Here is a 2,624-nt window from a genome sequence, read left to right as displayed (position 1 = left end):
ATATCACATAACAAATTATCAAGAAGTGTCATTATTTATAAGACTTAATTATTCAAAAATAGGATGTATTTTCTGAATAATTTGAATTTATGGGCACGGCCAATATCACTTTCTTCTTGGAGAAATCAGCACGATTGGAAAAGTTAAAGATCAAAGTGAAATTATTTTAGGGTGGATTCACTGAGTTTTTTCAAAAACTTGCCGAAACCTTATAAATTCCATAACACAGGTATGATTTATAATGACAGAATTAAATATCTATGGGCAAGCACTGGGCAAATCATTACCCGACTGGTTGCCTCGAACAACTCCCCAACGGATTATCCTCAAAGGCGACTATTGCCTCCTTGAACCTATTGATATCAAGCATAGCAAGGATCTATTTGAAGCCTGGCACAGCATTGATGACGAGCGTGACTGGACTTACTTTCACATTAATCGCCCCATCACAATTAGGCAATGTGACCATTATATTGCCTCTCTTAGTGCAAGTAAGGACCCTCTTTTTTATTCAGTCATCAATTACTCCACCGGAAAAGCAGTAGGTTTTATCGCGTTACAACGCATTGACCCCGAGAATGGGGCGGTAGAAATCGGTTGGATTAACTGGTCACCGTTGATGAAACGTACTTTATGCAGCACTGAGGCAATATTTCTTTTGCTATCCTATGCGCTGGATACTTTGCAATACCGGCGATGTGCGTGGAAGTGTGACAGTCTGCACCAGCCAGCGATTCAAGCGGCAGAACGGTTGGGATTTCAATACGAAGGTACTTTCAGACAAATACAAGTATCCAAAGGGCATAGTCGTGACACCCGTTGGTATTCTATTATCGAGAGTGAATGGCCAGGGATTCGGCGAGCTATACAGCTTTGGCTAAGCTCAGCTAACCTGGATGACCGGGGTAAACAGAAGCAGAAATTGGCCGAGTTTATGCCAGTGACAGAAGAGTAGTTATTTTCAATTAGCGTAATGCTGGCTTCACATCACCGAAGCCAGTATATGGCATCTTATTGTTTATTATAGTGTAAATTGTAATTCTGGTTAGTTATGCTGCTCATTTAAGGATTAGTGGCAAATCATGGGGTGATTTTACTCAATGTGAGACGTAATAGTCATTTTGGTCTTCAATCAGCGCAAGGATTGGAAGACGATGTAGAAAATAGTTTAGCTATATAATAAATTGATATTGAAAGTTATTTTTTGTGTGACCTTTCGATGATGTAGTGAGCACAAAATCTCTATATGAGTGAGTGACAGTGCGGAGTGTCCTACCATTTACTGCCGAATGGCATTTGTCAGCCTGGGTGCACAAAACGGAAATCGATAACGCCTAATGCTAGAGCTAAAATGTGGAAGTAATACCGCCATCGTAGTACTACATGAGATTTATGGTATTAATCCGCATATCAGGCGGGTGTGTCATGAATATCATGCGATGGAGAGGGACGTTTATTGCCTCAATCTTATTGGGCGCGATGAGCCATTTAGCTATGCACAGCAGAATGAGGCATATCGCTATTTTATTGAAAATGTAGGTTTTGACACCTCCCATATCGTTACTCTGCTCCAGACACTGCGGCCACAGTATGACAATCTTATCCTTGTAGGGTTTAGTGTTGGAGCCACGCTTGCCTGGCTTGCGGCCAGAAGCGGGTTATGCGCAAGGGTTGTCTGCCACTACGGTTCACGTATCCGCGAGCACAGCGATATTGCGCCACCTTGTCCAGCCCTTGTCATCCTTGCCCGACATGAAGCTTCTTTCGATACGACAATCCTGCAAAGTGAACTAAAAAAATATCCTAATGTTGATAGCCGCATATTCAGCAGCCATCATGGGTTTTGTGATGGGGATAATGCCAACTTTGATGCAGAAAATGCCGATCTTGCAACTAGATTGGTACACCAGTTTATAGGGTAGCTTTGAAAAAATGGGAAAGTTTTCCATTAATACTCTAGCCAGCACGATTAGCGACTACTTTTGCAGTAGTGTATGTCCTATTACGTTAATGAGGCGTGCGGCTACTGACCTTCTTCTCTATATTTTAAATAATAAACATTTAAGTTGTTAATGCCATATTTTCTACAGATACTACGACGATAGCCACTGACAGTTTTATAACTGAGTGATAACTTCTTTGAAATCTGAACAGAATTTAAACCTGATATAATACATTGTAATGTTTCATTTTCTCGTTTAGTTAATTTATTTTTAACCAGATTATCTTCATCAAGCGGTATGAAATGACCGTCATAGCGGTTGTGACATATTGTCCCTATTGTTTTTTTGATGTAAGGAATATTACTTTTTCTGTATATGACTGCATGATATATATTAGGGAGGTTAGACAGATCAGAGTAGTTGTCACAAAATAAAATAATCCCTACATTGTGGGCTGACTTTATTTTAATTAATAGATCATGAACTTCACTATGTTTGAATCCAGTAATGTCAAGTAGCATCAGCTTGAGTTTCCCATCCATATTTTTTATCAGTGAGGGAATAGAACGGTAAACCCTTATTACTGAGTCATCTGACTGTTGGTATAGCACATCATTCAATAGTATTTTGAAAGAGAAAGACATAAGTCCGCACTGGCTGAGGATAAAATAGTTCATATAA

Annotated in this window: 3 protein-coding genes; 2 read left to right on the top strand and 1 reads right to left on the bottom strand. The window is 39.7% G+C overall.

All coding sequences use genetic code 11. The features are described 5' to 3' along the window. The first annotated feature begins 241 nt into the window (after positions 1-241). Positions 242-955 (top strand): GNAT family N-acetyltransferase, encoded by a 714-nt coding sequence (locus V2A85_RS23020; protein WP_083161044.1) that lies wholly within the window; start codon positions 242-244, stop codon positions 953-955. Positions 956-1,337: 382 nt separating this feature from the next. Then, on the top strand, positions 1,338-1,922 hold the full coding sequence (locus tag V2A85_RS23015; RefSeq protein WP_372559955.1) for a dienelactone hydrolase family protein: 585 nt from the start codon (positions 1,338-1,340) through the stop codon (positions 1,920-1,922). A gap of 101 nt (positions 1,923-2,023) precedes the next feature. Here V2A85_RS23015 and V2A85_RS23010 read toward each other — a convergent pair. Continuing rightward, positions 2,024-2,624: response regulator transcription factor (locus tag V2A85_RS23010; protein WP_420072477.1), on the bottom strand; the 601-nt coding region annotated here is incomplete at its 5' end.

Origin of the sequence: Yersinia sp. 1252 StPb PI (assembly GCF_048593885.1) — a bacterium.
In the GTDB taxonomy this organism is placed as follows: domain Bacteria; phylum Pseudomonadota; class Gammaproteobacteria; order Enterobacterales; family Enterobacteriaceae; genus Yersinia; species Yersinia enterocolitica_E.
This window is presented reverse-complemented; position numbering and strand designations above follow the sequence as displayed.